General features: G+C 71.9%; 14 protein-coding genes. 5 read left to right on the top strand and 9 right to left on the bottom strand.

Annotated features, from left to right (window positions below):
* Positions 1-366 precede the first annotated feature (366 nt).
* Positions 367-747, bottom strand: a complete 381-nt coding sequence (locus tag Apa02nite_RS00455) for a nuclear transport factor 2 family protein (protein ID WP_203823297.1) — start codon at positions 745-747, stop codon at positions 367-369.
* A 195-nt stretch (positions 748-942) separates the two neighbouring features.
* Positions 943-1215: a YggT family protein gene (locus Apa02nite_RS00450; protein WP_203823296.1), complete on the bottom strand. Its 273-nt coding sequence runs from the start codon at positions 1213-1215 to the stop codon at positions 943-945.
* Positions 1216-1379: 164 nt separating this feature from the next.
* Between Apa02nite_RS00450 and Apa02nite_RS00445 the strand changes: the two genes are divergently transcribed.
* On the top strand, positions 1380-1607 hold the full coding sequence (locus Apa02nite_RS00445) for a hypothetical protein (protein ID WP_203823295.1): 228 nt from the start codon (positions 1380-1382) through the stop codon (positions 1605-1607).
* Positions 1608-1658: 51 nt separating this feature from the next.
* Here Apa02nite_RS00445 and Apa02nite_RS00440 read toward each other — a convergent pair whose 3' ends face one another.
* Together Apa02nite_RS00440 and Apa02nite_RS00435 are read right to left on the bottom strand one after the other, a co-directional pair.
* Positions 1659-2483: an aldo/keto reductase gene (locus Apa02nite_RS00440; protein WP_203823294.1), complete on the bottom strand. Its 825-nt coding sequence runs from the start codon at positions 2481-2483 to the stop codon at positions 1659-1661.
* A 703-nt stretch (positions 2484-3186) separates the two neighbouring features.
* Positions 3187-4698 (bottom strand): aldehyde dehydrogenase family protein, encoded by a 1512-nt coding sequence (locus Apa02nite_RS00435; protein WP_239164013.1) that lies wholly within the window; start codon positions 4696-4698, stop codon positions 3187-3189.
* Between the two features lie 103 nt (positions 4699-4801).
* Between Apa02nite_RS00435 and Apa02nite_RS00430 the strand changes: the two genes are divergently transcribed.
* On the top strand, positions 4802-5782 hold the full coding sequence (locus Apa02nite_RS00430; protein ID WP_203823293.1) for a DUF2804 domain-containing protein: 981 nt from the start codon (positions 4802-4804) through the stop codon (positions 5780-5782).
* Here Apa02nite_RS00430 and Apa02nite_RS00425 read toward each other — a convergent pair whose 3' ends face one another.
* Complete coding sequence (locus Apa02nite_RS00425; RefSeq protein ID WP_203823292.1) at positions 5783-6388, bottom strand: RraA family protein; 606 nt, start codon at positions 6386-6388, stop codon at positions 5783-5785.
* Positions 6389-6398: 10 nt separating this feature from the next.
* Positions 6399-6989 (bottom strand): HAD family hydrolase, encoded by a 591-nt coding sequence (locus Apa02nite_RS00420; RefSeq protein WP_067698211.1) that lies wholly within the window; start codon positions 6987-6989, stop codon positions 6399-6401.
* A gap of 70 nt (positions 6990-7059) precedes the next feature.
* On the opposite strand from Apa02nite_RS00420, the gene Apa02nite_RS00415 reads away from it, so the two are divergent.
* A complete protein-coding gene (locus tag Apa02nite_RS00415) occupies positions 7060-7641 on the top strand; it encodes a maleylpyruvate isomerase family mycothiol-dependent enzyme (RefSeq protein WP_203823291.1) in 582 nt (193 codons plus the stop codon).
* Positions 7642-7790: 149 nt separating this feature from the next.
* On the opposite strand, the gene Apa02nite_RS00410 is transcribed toward Apa02nite_RS00415, so the two are convergent.
* Positions 7791-11144, bottom strand: coding sequence for a bifunctional proline dehydrogenase/L-glutamate gamma-semialdehyde dehydrogenase (locus Apa02nite_RS00410; protein WP_203823290.1), 3354 nt, complete (start codon positions 11142-11144; stop codon positions 7791-7793).
* A gap of 102 nt (positions 11145-11246) precedes the next feature.
* Between Apa02nite_RS00410 and Apa02nite_RS00405 the strand changes: the two genes are divergently transcribed.
* Both Apa02nite_RS00405 and Apa02nite_RS00400 read left to right on the top strand, forming a co-directional pair.
* Positions 11247-12173: a LysR family transcriptional regulator gene (locus Apa02nite_RS00405; protein WP_203823289.1), complete on the top strand. Its 927-nt coding sequence runs from the start codon at positions 11247-11249 to the stop codon at positions 12171-12173.
* Between the two features lie 151 nt (positions 12174-12324).
* Positions 12325-12453, top strand: coding sequence for a DUF397 domain-containing protein (locus Apa02nite_RS00400; protein ID WP_239164012.1), 129 nt, complete (start codon positions 12325-12327; stop codon positions 12451-12453).
* Here the strand turns inward: Apa02nite_RS00400 and Apa02nite_RS00395 are convergent.
* Together Apa02nite_RS00395 and Apa02nite_RS00390 are read right to left on the bottom strand one after the other, a co-directional pair.
* A complete protein-coding gene (locus Apa02nite_RS00395; protein WP_203823287.1) occupies positions 12431-13141 on the bottom strand; it encodes a DUF6082 family protein in 711 nt (236 codons plus the stop codon). The two genes, Apa02nite_RS00400 and Apa02nite_RS00395, sit on opposite strands and share 23 nt — an antisense overlap.
* A gap of 350 nt (positions 13142-13491) precedes the next feature.
* Entirely contained in the window at positions 13492-14931 is a 1440-nt protein-coding gene (locus tag Apa02nite_RS00390) for an alpha/beta hydrolase family protein (protein ID WP_203823286.1), read from the bottom strand.
* Positions 14932-15002 lie beyond the last annotated feature (71 nt).

Here is a 15002-nt window from a genome sequence, read left to right as displayed (position 1 = left end):
CGACGCACTGCGCGCCCTTCGCCTCTGACCCGAGCCACGCACCGCGCGACCTTCGCTGTCGGCCCGGATCGCCGGGCGGGTCCTGGTCCCGGCTGGTGCTCAGGGGTGCCTCCCGGCCCGGTAGGCACCCCTGAGCACCAGCCAGAAACCGCGAGACGCGCCGCGGCCCGGAGCCGGCAACAGACGACGCGCGGCAACAGACGGCGCGGCGACAGAAACGCGGCGGCCGACGACGCGGATGACGCGGCGGCAAACGACGCGGATGACGCGGCGCTGGATGACGCGGATGACGCGGCGCTGGATGACGTGGCGCAAATGACGCGGATGACGCGGCGGCGGATGACGCGGCTGCGGGCCGCGGCGTGGTTACTTCGGGGGTGGGAAGTAGTCGCGGAGGTGGGCGATCCGGCCGTCGCGGAGCCGGAAGATCTGGATCAGGGCGAACGGGGTGCCGCCGGCCACCACGTCGATCTCGGCGATGAAGACGTCCGGGTCGGTGGTGTCGTGCAGGACGAAGCCGGAGCGGGCCGGGTCGACCGGGCCGGGGTCGTCCTGCTGGAACGCGCTGATGCCGGCCCTGATCGCCTCGCGGCCGGCCAGCCGGGTCGGCAGCGGGCCGTCCGGCGGGAGCAGCGGGGCCTCGTAGACGCCGTCCTCGGTGAACAGGCCGGCGACCGCATCCGGGTCGCGGGTGAGCGCGCCGGCGTAGAGATAACGTTCGAAGATTTCCCGATGTGCGTCGGTCACCCGGCGACTGTAGACACGTTACGGCCGCGCGCCCCAGGGGCACGCGGCCGATGTCGTCAACCGGTCAGATCACGCGACGCGAGGCCACCGGACGACCGGCCGAGCGTCGGAAAGCCGGATCGAGCGGCCGGAAAGGCCGGATCGGGCGGCGGGAAGAGGTGGGACCGAGCATGGGGACAGCCGGAAGGAGCCGGATCAGATCAGGCGGCGCAGGATGGTGATGGCGATGAAGACGATGATGAAGGCCAGGTCGATCGAGACACCGCCGGCGCGCAGCGGCGGGACCAGCCGGCGGACCGGGGCCAGGATCGGCTCGGTGACGACGAAGACGCCGTGCGAGACCCGGGAGCGGATCGAGCCGGGCATCGCCGGGCCGGCCAGGGCCACGCTCCAGTCGAGCACCGCGCGGGCGATCAGCAGGAACTGCACGAGCAGCAGGGCCAGGCTGACGATGCCTAACAGACCCATCACTTACCTCCATGAACCGGGGGACGTGCCCCTACTGTGACGCGCGTGGTTGTGAGGTTGCTGAGCGATGGCTGTGGGCTTACCTGCGATGGGTGACGGATCACTTGCTGTTAGTCGTCTGCGCGGCGACGCCCTTGAGGCGAATCGGCGAGCTGTTCGATCTCATGAGAGCCGCCCGGCGGGATGTCACGGTCGCGGTCGGCCTGCTGCACGAGTTCCTGGCCGGTGACGTCCCGATCGCCGCGGCCGTGCACGTCAAGCCGGCACTCGCGGCCGGGCACCTGGAGCTGCCGCGCGCCGCCGGGGTGCGTCTCACCGACCCGGCGGCGCCGTTCAGCGGGGAATCCGCGCTGGCCCTCGTGGAGGTCGGCCGACGCGAGGAAGGCCGCTGACAACAAGGCCGCTGACAACAAGGCCGCTGACGAAGCGGCCGCTGGAGAGCACTAGTTGAAATAGTCCGGGTGCGGCCCGGTCCGCCCGTCGTTCTCCAGTGCGTCGATGATCGCGGCCTGCTCGGACGTCAGCGCGAAGTCGAACAGGTCCAGGTTCTCCCGGATCCGCGACGGCGTCACCGACTTCGGGATGATCACCCGGCCCTGCTGGACGTGCCAGCGCAGCACCACCTGCGCCGGGGTCCGCCCGTGCGCCTCGGCGATCGCGGTCACCGCCGGGTCCTCCAGGACACCGGCCTGGGCGAGCGGGCTCCACGCCTCGGTCACCACGCCCCGCTCGCTGTTCGCCTGCTGGGCGTCGCGCTGCTGGAGTGCCGGGTGCACCTCGATCTGGTTCACCGCCGGCACCGTGCCGCCCAGCTCCACGACCGCGCGCAGGTGCGCCGGCAGGAAGTTGGACACGCCGATCGCCCGGACCCGGCCCTCCGCGTAGATCTTCTCGAAGGCCTTCCATGTGTCCAGGTAGAGCTCGTTCTTCGGCGTCGGCCAGTGGATCAGGTACAGGTCGAGGTGGTCGAGCCCGAGCCGGTCCAGGCTGGTGTCGAACGCGCGCAGCGTGCTGTCGTAGCCCTGGTCGCTGTTCCACAGCTTGGTGGTGACGAACAGCTCGTCGCGCGGGATCCCGGAGGCCTTCAGCGCGGCGCCGACCCCGGCCTCGTTGCCGTACGCGGCGGCCGTGTCGATGCTGCGGTAACCGGCCTCCAGCGCGGCGGTCACCGCGGTCGCGGTGTCGTCCTCCGGGATCTGGAACACGCCATAACCGACCTGCGGCATGGTGATCCCGTTGTTGAGCTCGATCGTGGGTACTGCGGGCATGCGAACGCTCCTGAGGAAGTCGGCAGGTGCCTCCGGCATACCCGCCCGAGCCCGCTTCCCAACCACCGGGCCGAGGGTGGTGGGCGCGCGAGGTGGTCGATCAGCGCGGCGGGTGCGTCACTTGCGGTTCGAGATCTGATTTTTTCGGTACGGACGCAGCTCACTCGCGGTCCCGCCGGCGGGTGGCCGGGGGTCGACGCGAGGACGGTGTGCTCCGATGCCGGGGCGCGCGCGGGGGTTACCCGGGCCGGGGCAGGAGTCGGGTGCTCCCGCGGCGGGGCGGATGTCGCCGGGCCGGACGGGGTGGCGGGGGTCAGCTGGTCGTACCGGAAAGGGGTTGATCTGATCGTGGGCCGGCGGCCTGGTGGCCGGTTCTGACCGTGCCGGGCAGCGGGCCGGGACGAAGAAGCGGGCCGGGACGGAAGGACGGACCGGGACGAGGAAGCGGCCCGGCCGCGGGATGGAGCCGCTGGAGCGGCCACCGGGCTCATGGCACCACCGGCCTCATCGGCGTTCGCCGGGCCGGTGGTGACGGGTGGATGGCATCGGGTGGGCGGGGTCGAGCCGCGGGATGAGAATCCGTGCCGCGGTGCTCGACAGCCCCTGTTTCGGCCTTTCTCATGGCGTCATTATTGATGAGGATGCATGAAAGGCAAGCATCCCGGGCGGATGGTAACGAGCCCGAAACCAGTTGCCCGGATGCTCAGAACGGATAGGACGGCGGCTGATCGCGGACCGTCACCCAGCGGGTCTCGGTGAACGCCTCGACGTTGGCGGCCGCGCCGCCGAACCGCGCGCCGGTGCCGGACGCCGCCACCCCGCCGAACGGGCTGTTCGCCTCGTCGCTGACGGTCTGGTCGTTGATGTGCACGATGCCGGTCGGCACCCGGTCGGCCAGGGCCAGGCCGGCCAGGACGTCCCGGGTGATGATGCCCAGGGACAGCCCGTACTCCCCGGCGGTGGCCAGCCGGATCGCCTCGGCCGGGTCGCGGAAGCGGATCACCGGCGCGACCGGCCCGAAGATCTCCTCGGTGAAGGCCGGCGTGGTCTCGGTGACGTCGGCCAGCACGGTGGGGGAGTAGAACAGATTCTCGTACGTCCCGCCGGCCGCGATCCGGGCGCCCGCCGTGGCCGAGCCGGTCACCAGCGAGTGGATCTTGTCGCGCTGGGCGGCGTCGATGATCGGGCCGAGCACCACCTGCGCCCGGGCCGGGTCGCCGACCGGGAGCGCCGCGGCCTTCGCGGCGAGCCGCTCCACGAAGTCGTCGTAGAGCCGCTCGTGCACCAGGTGCCGCCCGGTGGTCATGCAGATCTGACCCTGGTGGAAGTACGACCCGAAGGACGCGGCGGCCACCGCCTGGTCGACGTCCGCGTCGTCGAGGACGATCATCGCGGAGTTGCCGCCCAGCTCCAGGTGGGCGCGTTTGAGGTGCTCCCCGGCGAGCGCGCCGACCCGGCGGCCGGCCCGGGTCGAGCCGGTGAACGAGATCACCCGGACCAGCGGGTGGGTGACCAGGGCCTCGCCGACGTCGGCGCCGCCGGGCAGCACCTGCAGCAGCCCCTCCGGCAGGCCGGCCTCCTCGAAGATCCGGGCCAGGGTGACGCCGCCGGTGACCGCGGTGCGCGGATCCGGTTTGAGCAGCACCGCGTTGCCGAGCGCCAGGGCCGGCGCGACCGAGCGGATGGCCAGGATGATCGGCACGTTGAACGGCGCGATCACCGCGACCACGCCGGCCGGCACCCGCCGGGACATCGACAGCCGCGGTTCCTCGCTGGGGAGCAGCTCGCCGTACGGGCGGCTGGGCAGCGACGCCGCCTCGTAGCACTCCTGCTCGGCGACGTGCAGGGCGAAACCGGCCATCGCCGGAATGGCGCCCACCTCGCGCACGTTCCACCAGGCGATCTCCTCGCCGTGCTCGGCCCAGAGCGCGGCGGCGCGGCGCAGCACGGCGGCCCGGCGCGGGTGCGGGGTGGTGGCCCAGGCCCGCTGCGCCTCGGCGGCCTTCTCCGCGGCCTCGGCCACGTCGGCGGGGGTGGCCCGGCCGATCCGGCCGAGGACGTCGCCGGTGGCGGGCTCGACGACGTCGTACGCCTCCGCACGGCCGGGGCGCCACTCACCGCCGATGAGGATGTTGCCGGTCCAGGTCTTCTCGTCGAGGAACACGCTGATCGCCTCCTTCGCCTCCGGTGCCGGGCGGCGGCCGGTGCCACCCACCTTATGACCGTCGCCGGGTGGCTAAAGCCGCAAAGCGGACGCGTGCTGGTCAGTTGACCATCCACCGCGCGACGCCGGGTTGACTCGGCGGTAACCTGCGCCGGTGACGCACGAGATCCAGATCACCGAGCCGGTCGACCTGTGCCTGCCGGACGGCCGTCTGAACCCGGCCGCCGTCGGCTGGAGCCGCAAGCCGCTGCACCGGTCGAACCTGCGGGGCTGGGGCCGCAACAAGCGCTGGGAGTACTGGGGCGTGGTCACCCCGGCGCACATCCTCGGTGTGGTCGCGTCCTCGCTGGACTACGCCGGCGTCAACAGCCTCTACCTGCTCGACCGGGTCAGCGGCAAGGAGATCGCGGTGGACGCGACGGTCCCGCTCGCCCGCGGCGCGGTCCTTCCGGACCGCAGCGGAACCGGGCGGGTGTCGGTGTCCGGCGGCGGCGTCACGATCGACATCGATCAAAATCCCGAGGGTACGACGGTCCGCGCGCACGGCGGCGGCCTGGAGGTCGACCTGTCCATGCCGTCCGTCGAGGGCCGGGACTCGCTGGGCGTGGTGGTCGCCTGGAGCCGCAGCCGGTTCCAGTACACGGTCAAGGACGTCGGCCGCCCGGTGCACGGCCGCCTGGTCGTCAACGGCGTCGAGCACGTCATCCCGGAGCGGGGCGCGTACGCGACGCTCGACCACGGCCGGGGCCGGTGGCCGTACTCGGCGACCTGGAACTGGGCGGCCGGCGCGGACGGCGACCGGGCCGTGCAGCTGGGCGGCAAGTGGACCGACGGCACCGGCAACACCGAGAACGGCGTCTTCGAGGAGGGCCGCCTCCACAAGATCGGTGCCGACCTGCGCTGGGAGTACGACCGCGGCGACTGGCTGAAACCCTGGCGGATCACCGGCCAGGGCGTCGACGTGACGTTCGAGCCGTTCCACGAGCGGGTGTCCCGGACCAGCCTCGGCGTGGTGGCCGGCGAGACCCACCAGTGCTTCGGCCGTTTCTCCGGCTGGGCCCGCGCCTCCGACGGCCGCAAGATCGACCTGGACGGCCTCACCGGCTGGGCCGAGGAGTCCCACAACCGCTGGTGATCAGCCCTGGCCCAGGGCCTTCTCGATCCGGGCGCGGTGCGCCGTCGCCCAGTCGTCGAGCGACTCGGTGGCCTCCTTGGCCAGCTTGGCCTGTGCCGCGGCGAGCACCTCGTCGTGCCGGGCGGACGGGACGACCACGATGCCCTCCTCGTCGGCCACCACGGTGTCACCCGGGCGCACCGTGACGCCGCCGCACCGGACCGGCTCGCCGTGCGCACCGCGTTTGTCCTTGGTGCCGGGGATCGGGATGACACCGCGGGCGAAGACCGGGAAGCCGAGCTCGCGCACCTCGCCGAGGTCGCGGATCAGCCCGTCCAGGACGAACGCGGCCACGCCGTTGCGGTGGGCGACCGCGCAGACGTTGCCGCCGGCCAGCGCGTAGTCCAGGTCACCGGACTCGACGACGATCACCGAGCCGGGCGCGGCCCGGTAGATCGCGGCGTGCAGCATCAGGTTGTCGCCGGGCTGGCAGCGCACCGTGAACGCCGGACCGGCGACCCGGGGCACCGGCGTCCAGAGCGGCCGGATCCCGATGTCCATCACCTGGTCGCGGCCGAGCACGTCGGCGAGAGTGGTCGGCGGGATCTCCTGGAAGGCATCGATCATCTGGATGACCTTAACGTTCCCACGGGGCCGGAACCTTGACGCACGCCATCCCGGCAGCCTCGGCCGCCTGCACGCCGAGCTCGGTGTCCTCGAAGACCAGGCATTTCTCCGGGTCGACGCCGACCAGCCGGGCCGCGGTGAGATATCCCTCCGGGTCCGGCTTCGGCCGGGCGTAGTCCTCGGCGCAGACCAGCACCGGGAACCGGTCCAGCAGGCCGAGCGCGGTCAGCGAGGTGGTCACCGAGTCCCGGGTGCTGCCGGAGACCACCGCGAACGGCACCCTGCGGTACGCCTCCTCGATGTGCTCGAGCACCCCGGGCACCGCACGGACCGTGCCGAGCCCGGCCTGGAACACCGCTTCCCGCTGGTCGGCGACCGCGGCCACCGGCATGGCCAGCCCGTACCGCGCGTTCAGGTCGGCGACGATGTCGACGGCGGGCCGCCCGCCCCACGCGTAGAACAGGTCCTCCGGGAACTCGCACCCCCACTGCGCGAGGGTCGTGGTCCACGCCTGGTAGTGCAGCGGCATCGAGTCGGTGATGGTGCCGTCGCAGTCGAACAGGTACGCCTGGAAATTGCCCGGGGGCAGCGGGAGAAGCACGCGCGGAGGCTACCCAGGTTCGGGGCGGAACGCTGTTAGCGAGATCGCTCCGGTCTGGCAGATTGGAGCGATGGACTACCGACGGACTTTCCGCTCCGCCGCGATCGCGTACGCCGGGCTGGTCGCGAACCTCCCGCCGGAGCGCCTGGACGAGCCGGGCCTGGGTGACTGGACGCTGCGTGAGCTGCTCGGCCACACGGCCGGCTCGGCGCTGCGTCAGGTGCCCGAGGTGCTCGCCACCCGGGCGCCGCAGGTGGACGTGGAGACCACCGAGGGCTTCTTCGCGTACGCCCGGGAGGCCGAGCAGGTGATCGCCGCCGAGGAGCTGGGCGAGCAGCCGGCCGAGCAGATCAGCACGCTGATCGGGCGGGCCACCGCGGCGCTGTCCCAGGTCAACGACGACGACCTGGTGCTCACCGCGGCGGGTGGCATGCGGGTCCGGGACTGGATCCCGACGCGCACGTTCGAGCTGGTGGTGCACGGGCTGGACGCGGCCGCCGCGACCGGCCTCGACCTGGACCTGCCGGTGGAGACGGTCGCCGAGTCGGTCCGGCTCGCCTACCGCTCCGCCCTCGCCCTCGGCGCCGGCGTCCCCCTGCTGCGCGCCCTCACCGGCCGCGAGCCCCTCCCACCCGGCTTCACGATCGTCTGACGGCCGCAGACCGCGAGCTGGCTCTCAGGGGTGCCTCAGGGGTGCCGAGGCACCCCTGAGGCCCAGCCGGTGGACCGTGCCCCGGCTGGTTTTCGGGGGTGTCTCAGGGGTGCTGAGGCACCCCTGAGGGCCAGCCGGGGGACCGGGAGTTACAGGACTTCGGCGGCCAGGGGGAGGGGGTTGCCGAAGCGGTGGGCGGTGATGCTGACCGCCTGCTCGCGCAGGAACGGCAGCAGCTCCACCCGGCCGGCCTCGACCACCGGGCCGGACCAGATCGCCAGGTCGGGGCGCCCGCCGGTGGTGACGGCCAGCGAGGTGACCGAGCCGCCGATCAGGCGGACCCGGCCGGCGCCGGTGAGCCCGGCCGCGAACGCGGCGTCCGGCTCCACGACCGCGTCCGGGGCGAGCGCCGCGGGCACCGGCTGGGCGCTGGACACCCGGACCGGCGCGCCGGCCAGCAGCCCGGCCGCGAGCACCCGGACCAGGTCGGCGAGCGACCCGTCGGCCGACAGCCGCACCGTGACCGGTGCCGGCAGGTAGCGCAGCACGTTGCGTTCGACGCCGAGCGCCGACACGTCCTCGGCCCGCCCGAACGCCGCCGCCCACGCGGCCGCGTCACTGCCGGCCGCCCGTGTCACCGAGGCCAGCTGGTCCTCGGTCAGGGCGGGTGCCGCGGCGGCGAGCAATGTCCGTACCGAAGGATGTGCAATGTCGGTCTGGACCGTCGCCGGAGCCGGAGCCCAACCGCTCAGCCCGACCAGGTAGTTCGGACCGCCGGCCTTGGTGCCGGGGCCGACCGCGGAGCGCTTCCAGCCGCCGAACGGCTGCCGGCGCACGATCGCGCCGGTGATGCTCCGGTTCACGTAGAGGTTGCCGGCCTGGACCCGGTCCAGCCAGGTACGCACCTCGCCCGCGTCCAGCGAGTGCAGCCCCGAGGTCAGCCCGTAGTCCACCTCGTCGACCAGGTCGATCGCCTCGTCCAGGGTGTCCGCCGTCATGATCCCGAGGATCGGCCCGAAGTACTCGGTCAGGTGGTACGCCGACCCGCGCCGCACCCCGTCCCGGATGCCCGGGCTCCACAGCTTGCCGGACTCGTCCAGTTTCGCCGGCGCCAGCAGCCAGCTCTCGCCGGCGCCGAGCGTGGTCAGCCCGTCGAGCAGCTTCCCGGTGGCCGGCTCGACCAGCGGGCCGACCTGGGTGCGCATCTCCCACGGCCAGCCGACCTCGAGCGACGACACCGCGTCCATCAGCTGGGTGCGGAACCGCTGCGACCGGGCCACCGACCCGACCAGGACGACCAGCGACGCGGCCGAGCACTTCTGCCCGGCGTGCCCGAACGCGGACGCCACCACGTCCTTCACGGCCAGGTCGAGGTCAGCGCTCGGGGTCACGATGATCGCGTTCTTGCCGCTGGTCTCGGCGAGCAGCGGCAGCTCGGGGCGGAACGACCGGAACAGCGCGGCGGTCTCGTACGCGCCGGTCAGGATCACCCGGTCGACCAGCGCGTGCGAGATCAGCTCCCGGCCCAGCCCGGCCTCGTCCACCTGCAGCAGGGTGACCAGGTCCGGGTCGGCGCCGGCCGCGGCGAGCGCGTCCCGGACGATCCCGGCGAGCACCGTCCCGCAGCGCTCGGCCGGACCGGCCGGCTTGAGCACCACTGCCGAACCGGCGGCCAGCGCGGCCAGCATGGAACCGGCCGGGATCGCCACCGGGAAGTTCCACGGCGGCGTGACCAGGGTGACCCGGGCCGGCACCGGGGTGGCGCCGTCGACCTCGGCGGCGGACAGCTCCGCGTAGTAGTGCGCGAAGTCGATCGCCTCGGAGACCTCCGGGTCGGCCTGGTCGATGGTCTTGCCGGCCTCGGCGACCATCACCTCGAGCAGGACGTCGCGGTTCTTCTCCAGCGCGACGCCGACCTGGTGCAGCACCGCGCGGCGGTCCGCGCCGCCCCAATTGGCGGCGGCGGCCTTGCCGAGAAGCTCGTCGAGCACCCCGGCCTTGTCGACCCGCACCAGGTCCAGGCCGAGCGTGGAGGACGGCACCCGGGCCAGCAGGGCGCGCATCCGATCACGGTGCGAAGCGATGGCCGGGTCGGTGTCCGGGGTGTTCTCGAAGTGGCCGGGCGAGGAGACCGGGACGGCCGCGTAGCGGTCCGCGACCCGGTTCGGGGTCGGCGCGACCGCGGAGCCGAGGTCGCTCAGGGATGCGAGGAAGCGCTCCTTCTCCCGCTCGAACAGCGACTGGTCGGCGTGCAGCTCGAAGACCGCGGACATGAAGTTGTCCGAGCTGGCGCCCTCCTCGAGGCGGCGGATCAGGTACGCGATCGCCACGTCGAACTGCTTCGGGTGCACCACCGGCGTGTAGAGCAGCAGCCCGCCGACCTCACGGCGGACCGCCTCGGCCTGGCCTTCGGCCATCCCGAGGAGCATCTCGAACTCGATGCCGTCCCGCACGTCCCGGTGGCCGGCCAGAGTCCAGGCGTACGCCACGTCGAACAGGTTGTGCCCGGCCACGCCCAGCCGGACGTTGCGGATCCGGTCCGGGTGCAGCGCGTAGTCGAGGACCCGCTTGTAGTTGGTGTCGGTGGCCTGCTTGCTGTCACAGGTCGCCACCGGCCAGCCGTGCACGGCCGCCTCGACCCGCTCCATCGGCAGGTTGGCGCCCTTGACCAGGCGCACCTTGATCCCGGCGCCGCCGCGCTCGCGCCGCGCCGCGGCCCACTCCTGCAGCCGGGTCATCGCGCCCAGCGCGTCCGGCAGGTAGGCCTGCAGCACGATGCCGGCCTCCAACCCGAGCAGGTCGGGACGGTCCAGCAGGCGGGTGAAGACCGCGATGGTCAGGTCGAGGTCCTTGTACTCCTCCATGTCCAGGTTCACGAACTTGCCGGTCCGGGCGGCCGTGGTGAACAGGGGGAGCAGCTTCGCCGTGATGTCGTCGACGGCCTCGTCGAACGCCCACGCGTTGTGCGGGGAGACGGTCGCCGACACCTTGATCGACACGTAGTCGACGTCGGCGCGGGCCAGCAGCCGCTCGGTGTCGCCGAGCCGCCGGGACGCCTCACCACGGCCCAGGACCGCCTCGCCGAGCAGGTTGACGTTCAGGCGTACGCCACGCTTCTTGATCTTTTTGATCGCCCGGCCGAGGCGGGCGTCGGACGCGTCGACGATCAGGTGACCGACCATCTGGCGCAGCGCGCGGCGGGCGATCGGGACGACCACCCCCGGCATGATCGGGGCGAGCGCGCCGCCGAGCTTCACCGCGGCGCGCAGGTGCGCGGGCAGGAACGCGGGCACGTCAGCGGCCAGGGCGTGCAGGGTGCGGGCGCTGACCCGGCGGTCCTCCGGCCGGACCACCCCGTCGACGAAACCGACCGCGAACGCCAGCCCCTTCGGGTCGCGCAGCAGGCCGGCCAGCTGGGCAGCGGAGCCACCGACCGGCACGGTCGACGCTTCACGCAGCCAGCGACGCACGAGGGTGATCGTCTCTTCGGCGATCTCAGGCATCGGGATGCTCCTTTCGGTTTCGCCGTCAGTCTGCGTCCGGCATCCGGTTAGGAAAAGCGACCATTCATGATGGGTAATCTTCAGTTGAGCTAATGTGTCGGCGTGCTGGAGATCCGCCGTCTGATCCTGCTCCGCGAGCTCGCCATCCGTGGCACCCTGGCCGCCGTCGCCGAGGCGCTCAACTTCACCCCGTCCGCGGTCTCCCAGCAGCTCAGCCAGCTGGAGAAGGAGACCGGCACGGTGCTGCTGCGCAAGGCCGGCCGCCGGGTCCAGCTCACCCCGCAGGCCGAGGTGCTGGTCGCCTCGGTCGCCGAGGTGCTCGACACCCTGGAGCGCGCCGAGGCGCGACTGCAGGCCGCGGCCACCCGGGTCACCGGCCGGGTCCGGGTAGCCGTCTTCCAATCCGCGGCGCTCGCGTTCATGCCGGCCGCTCTGCGCGCCACGGCCGCGCGTTTTCCCGACGTACGGGTGGAGATGGTCCAGCGCGAGCCCGAGGAGGCGCTCCGCGAGACCTGGCTCCGCGATTTCGACATGGTGATCGCCGAGCAGTACCCGGCACACGCCGCCCCACACCACCCCGGCCTGGATCGCCGCGACCTGTGCACCGACGCGATCCGCCTGGCGCTCCCGGCCGAGTCGGAGTCCCTGCACCCGGTCGACTCCCTCGACGCCGCCCGCCGGATGCCCTGGGTGATGGAACCCCGGGGCGCGGCCTCCCGCCACTTCGCCGAACAGCTGTGCCGCCGGGCCGGCTTCGAACCGGACGTCCGCTACGAAACCGCCGACCTGCAGGCCCACATGCGCCTGGTCGAGTCCGGCAACGCCGTCGCCCTGATCCCGGACCTGGTCTGGGCCGGCCGGCCGACGTCGTGCCGGCTGCTGACGCTGGCCGACACCCCGCGTCGGACGATCTTCACGTCCCAGCGGCTCGCGGGTGCGGAGTCGCCGGCGGCCCGCACGTTCCGGCAGATCCTGGAGGAGACGGTCGCGCACGCCCCTGCTGGTCGCCCGGAGAGGCCGAGTGGGTAGGGTCGCTCGCGCTGGTGACACTCGCCGAACTCGGCCGCACCCGGCCAAGATCAGGTGTAAAGTATCTGAGATCATCCTTTAGTGCGAAAAAGGGATTATGTCGGACACTAGGTGGTTCAAGGCGTCACGTTGCGTTAGCGATCATCACTGTGTGGAGGTCGCCGATCTGGACGCCGAGGTGGGTGTGCGGAACTCGCAGCGCCCAGAGGACGTGCTGATCGTCCCCAAGGCGGTTTGGCGTGATCTGATCGCCGGGGTCAAGGCTGGCGAGTTCGGCTAGTTTTGTTGATCTCGGTGGGCCTGTTCCGCGCGACCGGCTTCGCGGGCTCATAGGGTCGTGACGGTGGGCCGGCCTTTTCCGCACGCAGGAATTCCTCATTGACGATCGCGAGGAAGCTGTCGCGACGGTTGGTGGACTTCACCCTGGTGTGCCAATCGCCGTGTCGCCGCCAGAATTCGCGGGGGACCGTGCTGTCGAAGAAGCTCGCCAGGTAGGCGCGTGCCTGGTCCTCGGAGAGATCGTTTATCGCCCAGGATTTCTTCCAGACCTTCATCACCCGGTTGCAATAGAGGAATGCTCGTTCCTCCATCTCCTCCGGGGCGAGACGGCTGCCCCAGCACTGCTGGTAGAACGGCTCCTCCATGGCCAGCCGGATCAGGTCCTCGGTGGCGTCCTCGAGGTTCTGCAGGCGGGCGGCGGCGTACTGGCGGTACTGGACCACGAGGCCGACCAGCACGCCGCCCAGGGCCAGGGTGGAGATCACGGCGGAGGCGGCGCCGTAGGCCTGGCCGATGTCGCTGACGCGGGAGAAGTCGGTGTCGCCCGGGTAGAGCCGGGCCAGGACGAACGGCGCCAGGAACGTGCTGATCATCGTGGCGGCGACGATCAGCACGACGGCGGCCGGCATCAGACGGCGGAAAACGTCTCCGGTGCGATTCCTTGATCTCGGAGAATCGTCGGCTGTCATGGGCACCCCCGGGGCATCTGTTTCTATTGTGCCCAACCGGAGCCAGTGAGGGTACATTCATTCATTTGGCCGGATAATTGCGCGATGGCAATCTGCCAGGTGGCATTCTGGCGTATTTCAGATATGCAGCTATCTGATCGAAATGCGCGCCGGTCGCGATTTCCCGCCCGGTTCTGGAACTCGGCTGGTGCTCAGGGGTGCCTCAAGGACCTTGAGGCACCCCTGAGCACCAGCCGAGACTGTGAGGCGCGCTGCGGTCCGGGCCTGCGGCGGTGTCGCGCGGGACCGGCCCGGGACGCGGCTCGTGGCCTGCGGCGGGTGCTCCGTACTCGTACCGGGGAAGCGGTCCGTCAGGGGCGGGGCGGGGTGGTGGGGCAGGCCGGGGCGGTGAAGACGGTGTGGGTGCCGTTGGTGAAGCGGCAGCCGAAGGTGGCGGAGGCTACCGTGCGGCGGTCCAGGATGGCGTCGCCGGCCGGGCGGTGGCCGGTGCGGATCCAGGTGGTCAGGTCGTCGAAGCCCTTGGCGAGTTCCGGCTCGGTGAAGTCGCAGTGGCCCACGCCGCGGATGGCGCGGGAAACGAACAGGCCGGCGCGGCCGTTGCGGGCGGCGCGCTGGGCGTATTCCTGCTCCATCGAGAACGGGACGAACAGGTCGCCGACGTCGTGCAGGGAGAGGACCGGGACGGACGGGCGGCCTTCGACGCGCGGGATGCCCGCCAGGCCCGGGTCGGCGGTCGCGGTGTGCTGGACCCGCAGCACCTCGGCGTTGAGCCGGAACTCGGGGAAGGTCGGCAGGATGGTGTCGGTGAGCCGGTACACGGTGCGGCGGTTGTCGGTGACGTTGCCGGGGGCGATGCCGCCGGTGCCGCCGGACAGGCCGGGGTAGAGGCCGAACAGGAACGGCAGGTCGTTGAGCGGGGCGAGGGAGGTCGCGGCGTTCCAGTACGCGAACGCCGAGTCGAACCCGGGCCGGTCCCCGCCGCTGCGCCGTTCCACCGCGTCCGACCAGGTGCGGCCGGCCGGGGTGAGCACCGGCGGGGCGCCCACTTTCACGCCGAGCGCGGGCAGGATCTGGCCGACCTTGGCGCGCCACTGCGCCGGGTAGTCGGCGGGCGGGGTGAGCGGGAAGTCGATCGGCACCTTGGCGAGCGCGGCCGCTGTCACGTTCGCGTCCAGGAAGTAGTCGTAGAGCTTGGTGTCGCCGAGCACCCCGCAGTACGGCATGGCCGCGTCGAACGCCCGCGGGAACCGCTCGATCGCCACCGCGGTGACCTGCCCGCCCATCGACGCGCCACTCATGATCACCGAGCGGGCGCGCCGGCCGGTGGCCTGACGGAACGTGTCGATCATCGCGTACGAGTCACGGACACCCTGGCCCACGTCGTACCCGTTGGTGGCGTAACTCGACGCGGCCCAGGCGAACCCGGACGCGATGTAGTGCGCGCGCAGCGCGGGGTTGTCGACGTAGACCACCGTGCCGGTGCCGCGGTAGCCGTGCGCGTAGACGACGAGTTGCCCGTTCCAGCGCAGCGGCACCTCGATGCGGTACGCCGCGCCGTCCCGGATGCCGGTGAGCACCCGGGACAGCGGCTTGCCGGCCGTGTCGGCGAGCGGCGTGAACGGCGCGCCGGAGAGGTCGCAGGCCGGATCGAAGACCAGGTATCCGGGCTGGGTGGTGCTGGGCGCGGGCGCGGCGCACGCCACGGGCGCGGCGGAGGCCGGCGCGCTCAGAGCGGTGACCAGGGCCAGTGCGGTGGTGAGAACGGCGAGCCACTTCCGGCGCATGGTCATCGTGTTACCTCCCGGACACATCCAATGGCCGGGCATCGATGTTTGTCAAGGACGCCGCGGCTTTGTGGACA

This window comes from Actinoplanes palleronii, assembly GCF_016862315.1.
GTDB lineage: Bacteria > Actinomycetota > Actinomycetes > Mycobacteriales > Micromonosporaceae > Actinoplanes > Actinoplanes palleronii.
Note: the sequence above shows the minus strand (reverse complement) of the source record. Positions and strands in the feature narration are given on the sequence as shown.

Coding starts and splice junctions, on each gene's coding strand:
- Apa02nite_RS00440 (WP_203823294.1), bottom strand. CDS start 2,483: ATGCCCGCAGTACCCACGATCGAGCTCAACAACGGGATCACCATGCCG.
- Apa02nite_RS00415 (WP_203823291.1), top strand. CDS start 7,060: ATGGACTACCGACGGACTTTCCGCTCCGCCGCGATCGCGTACGCCGGG.
- Apa02nite_RS00445 (WP_203823295.1), top strand. CDS start 1,380: ATGAGAGCCGCCCGGCGGGATGTCACGGTCGCGGTCGGCCTGCTGCAC.
- Apa02nite_RS00425 (WP_203823292.1), bottom strand. CDS start 6,388: ATGATCGATGCCTTCCAGGAGATCCCGCCGACCACTCTCGCCGACGTG.
- Apa02nite_RS00410 (WP_203823290.1), bottom strand. CDS start 11,144: ATGCCTGAGATCGCCGAAGAGACGATCACCCTCGTGCGTCGCTGGCTG.
- Apa02nite_RS00390 (WP_203823286.1), bottom strand. CDS start 14,931: ATGACCATGCGCCGGAAGTGGCTCGCCGTTCTCACCACCGCACTGGCC.
- Apa02nite_RS00450 (WP_203823296.1), bottom strand. CDS start 1,215: ATGGGTCTGTTAGGCATCGTCAGCCTGGCCCTGCTGCTCGTGCAGTTC.
- Apa02nite_RS00395 (WP_203823287.1), bottom strand. CDS start 13,141: ATGACAGCCGACGATTCTCCGAGATCAAGGAATCGCACCGGAGACGTT.